The organism is Microcystis sp. M53603_WE2, assembly GCF_030065435.1.
The window spans coordinates 1-3,795 of sequence record NZ_JASJFF010001348.1; the positions used below are offsets into that span (position 1 = coordinate 1).

Sequence of the window (3,795 nt, forward strand, 5' to 3'; positions counted from 1 at the left end):
TCATAAGTAAAATACTCGGGTTTTTGACTATTATATTAAATCTTAACTCGATTGTCTATCTTTTGGTCTTAACCTGTTGATGCCTTAAGTCCTTCCCTATATCGATTTCAGCTACTTTTGAGCGTAGGCACTCTCATCGAATTTTATTTTAAGTTAATTATTTGCATAACAATTCCCGAAGAGCCAGGATTTAGTCGATTTATGCCACCCGCTCGAACCATACCAAGTAACGAAGAACCACCTATTTGGTCGATTATTGCTTAACAACTGAGATGGCAAATTCTCCTCAAATATGCCTGAATTTGGGGTAGGCAACTTACATCAAATAAAGTTCATTTTGTTAATAATTGTTAAGATGCGCTGACCTTGTTAATCTTGGGTATTGCATTACTAGGAAAAGAAGCGGTATAATCGGAAGGTGAATATTTGATGTGGAGGAATCCTTCAATGTCGTTTACGCCCCAAGTCAAGCGAGTTACCAAGCCTACTCAAAAAAGCCCATCAATTAAAACAGCGTCTCAACTGATGAAAGAAAAGCGCTATGATGAAGCTCGGGAGGCTTTTGAAGAAATCCTTGAAAAAGACCCAGGCTCTAAGCAAGCTCATCTTGGTATAGGCAGCATCTGTTTAAAACAAAAAGATTATGAAGGAGCTTTGATCCACTTCGGGTCGGCGAGGAGAATTGACCCAATGATGGCTAAAGCTGCTCTTGCCGTTGGCAATGTTTACTACAAGCAAAATGAACTGGACTCGGCCATTGAAGCTTTTAAAGATGCCCTTAATATCGACCCTACTACCCCTGCTGGTTATCTGGGGATGGGGAGGGTTTTATTAAAGCAAAAGAAATACCCTCAAGCTAAAGAGCAAGTTCAAAAAGCACTGGTCTTTAACCCTCAGTTAACTCCAGGGCGCTTGCTCATGTCTCAGATTTACCAAGAACAAGGAAATACAAAGGCAGCAATTGATGAAATCGAGTCTGCACTGAGGATGAATCCCACAGCTTGGAGTGCTTATCAGTCCCTAGGAAATATCTACCTAAAACAAAAACAATATAACCTCGCCCGCAAAAATTTTGAAGATGCTCAGCAATTAAATCCTAAAATTCCTGTGGTTGCCAAAATGGGTTATATAGAGGCTTTAATTGCCAGCAATGCTCTCGATGAAGCAGCAGAGATTTTACGCGATCTGCCGAACAAAAAACCCATAGAAGCCAAAAAACAAAAATTATGGGGGGATCTTTATACTCGTCAAGGATTTACCAAAGAAGCGGCAGAAGCCTATCGAGCAGCCAATTTACTGGCGGCAGAACAAGGAGAGGTCGCCAGCGAACTTTCCACTTTGGATATGCTGATAGAAGAAGATGACGATAAATTAGGATAAATCCTCGAGACCTACAAAGAAAAAGCAACTCAGCAAATTGCCCAAACCCAATTTAGTAAAAATCCCTAAATCCCCAGACAGTATAGTCTTTAAAGACTATAATGTTAGTTCCAGTAAAAAAGCCAAATAATGTTTCGTGATTTTCAGAGAGCTTCTCTCAAAAAACAACAGATATTGATAGCTATTATCGTTACTTTATCTGTCTTTATAGCCGTGTTTCTAGCAATTCATTCCTCGCTCCAGCTTCAGCAGCAGTCTAGTAATCTTCTCCCATCCCAACTGCCGTGGCAGATTTTCCTAGCGTCCCTTGTGGCTATTCTTGTAGGAGGATTTACTTTTGCTTTGGAATTAATAACAATTAATCAAATGGAGCGGGGTTTCAATCAGATTCAGCTTGAGTTGAGGGCATTAGGGAGTGGAGATTTTAATCCTTCCACTCATCTAGAGTCACTAGCTTTGCCCAAAGAGATGAGGGAAGTAGGGAGCTATTTCCCTCATCTGAAGTTAGCTCTCTCAACAAGCTTGAGCGAGCTACAACAAAAACTTGAGGAGCAAGGAACAATCCGAGAAAGCTTGCAAGCTGAACTGACGGGACTTGAGAATAATCTTGCAGAGCAGAAGCTCGCCAAGGAAGGTTTGCAATCTCGACTAAGTCGGATACAACAAGCACTTGAAGAGGCTCTCGAAGAAAATCAAGCACTAGCAAGAAAAGTGAGTCAAAAGAGAGCAGAAGTCGAGCAACCCGAAGGGGAAGTCGGAGATTTTATCGCTCAGATGCAAGGCGAATTTCAACAGGCACCTAAGTCGGTTGCTTCTCTGACTTCCAGTTCCCTAGAAGAGATTGTCCAGTATAAGGAGGAGCTTGAATATCGCATTACTTGGCTGCGGACGCTACTTGAAGATGCAGAAAAAGAACTCAAACTAATTTGTATTACCTATGAATTATAAAAACAAGTTTAATTTTTTCATACTTCAGAAAGTCCATAAAGATTGAAGTTTATAATTAAAAACTAGAATCTTGAAGAGGAGAATTAACAATGAAGACCCTTGTGCCGATTTCTTGGTATTCCGATCCCGAGATTTTCAAGAAAGAGCAAATAGTTCTCTTTCAAAACCTTTGGAACTTTGTCGGATTGACCACCGACTTAGAAAATCATAATGATTATATTGCTAAAGATCTAGGAGGACAAGCTATTTTTGTCCAGAATTTTCGTGGAGAATTGCGAGCGTTTGATAATATCTGTTCCCATCGTTTTAGTAAGATTCATCAAGAGGATAAAGGCAATAGGCCAGTTAGGTGTCCCTACCACGGATGGATTTATGACAGTGCTGGCATCCCGATTAACATTCCCTTACAGTCCCGCTTCGATTTTTCCGATTGTACACCGGAATCTTTTCAATTGAAACAATGGTTAGTTGATACTTGTGGCTCCTTTGTTTTTGTGAAAAAAAATGATGATGGTCTGACCCTCAAAGAGTATTTAGGAGGGATGTATAGTCGGTTATTAGATTTTTCAGAGTCAATGGGTGAGAAAGTTGACTGTCAAGAAATGATCATTAAAGCCAACTGGAAAATTATCGTTGAAAATACTTTAGATAGCTACCACATCTGGGATGTCCATCCCAACTCTCTTGGCAAGTATGGAGCAGTTGACGGGTATTATTGGAATGACGACTTCCATTCGACTTACCTCAGTAAAGCCAAAAAGCTAGATGCAAAAGTCAAAAAGTTTACCACAGCTTTTGCAGATCGAAAACTGAAGATAGATGGCTATCAGCACTATTTGATTTTCCCACTTTTAACCTTGTCCACTCTGTTTGGGATGTCTTTAAATATGCACGTTTTCACGCCTCTTAGTTCTACAGAAACCAAAGTTACCAACTATACCTTTATGGGAAAACTTGATAATGCCAGTCTGGAGAAAATTCTATTTGATATGAGTAGCAAAGCCTCAGCTAACTTAGTTACTCAAGTTTGGGATGAAGACAAACCTGTCTGCGAATCAGTCCAGCTAGGAATGGTTTCAATCGATAACTCAAGGGATTATAAACAAGGAATTCTTAGCAGTGACGAGCGCCGCCTTCATACTTTTCAACAACCTTATCTTAAGCTCATGAATTTGGTGCCATCCGCTGCCTGAAAAATCTGACATCTTCCCACGTCATAATTTTGATTTGGCGTGGGTTTCTTGCTCTTGAATTCGATTTTGAACGTTTTTGGCACAGTTTAAGATCAAACCCACATTCCGCACCCTCAACTGTCACATAAGCTGTCCCCCTCCAGAGACTTGAGTAAAAATACTTAGCTGGTCAAGGTTTTCTCGGTGGCCGCTAGGGGGGTCTTGAGACCCCTAATTATGAAAAAATAGGAATTGTTGGAAAACTGAGGCGAGTGGACTGTTCGACTAGGAATCA

Annotated in this window: 3 protein-coding genes; all 3 read left to right on the forward strand. The window is 40.4% G+C overall.

The window, feature by feature from the left end; translation table 11 throughout:
* Positions 1-447: 447 nt before the first annotated feature.
* The 3 genes from PX481_RS28360 (at position 448) to PX481_RS28370 (ending at position 3,521) form a co-directional block, all read left to right on the forward strand.
* Positions 448-1,380, forward strand: coding sequence for a tetratricopeptide repeat protein (locus tag PX481_RS28360; RefSeq protein ID WP_288122911.1), 933 nt, complete (start codon positions 448-450; stop codon positions 1,378-1,380).
* Between the two features lie 129 nt (positions 1,381-1,509).
* Positions 1,510-2,328, forward strand: a complete 819-nt coding sequence (locus PX481_RS28365) for a hypothetical protein (RefSeq protein WP_288097287.1) — start codon at positions 1,510-1,512, stop codon at positions 2,326-2,328.
* An 89-nt stretch (positions 2,329-2,417) separates the two neighbouring features.
* Positions 2,418-3,521: an aromatic ring-hydroxylating oxygenase subunit alpha gene (locus PX481_RS28370; RefSeq protein ID WP_002763831.1), complete on the forward strand. Its 1,104-nt coding sequence runs from the start codon at positions 2,418-2,420 to the stop codon at positions 3,519-3,521.
* Positions 3,522-3,795 lie beyond the last annotated feature (274 nt).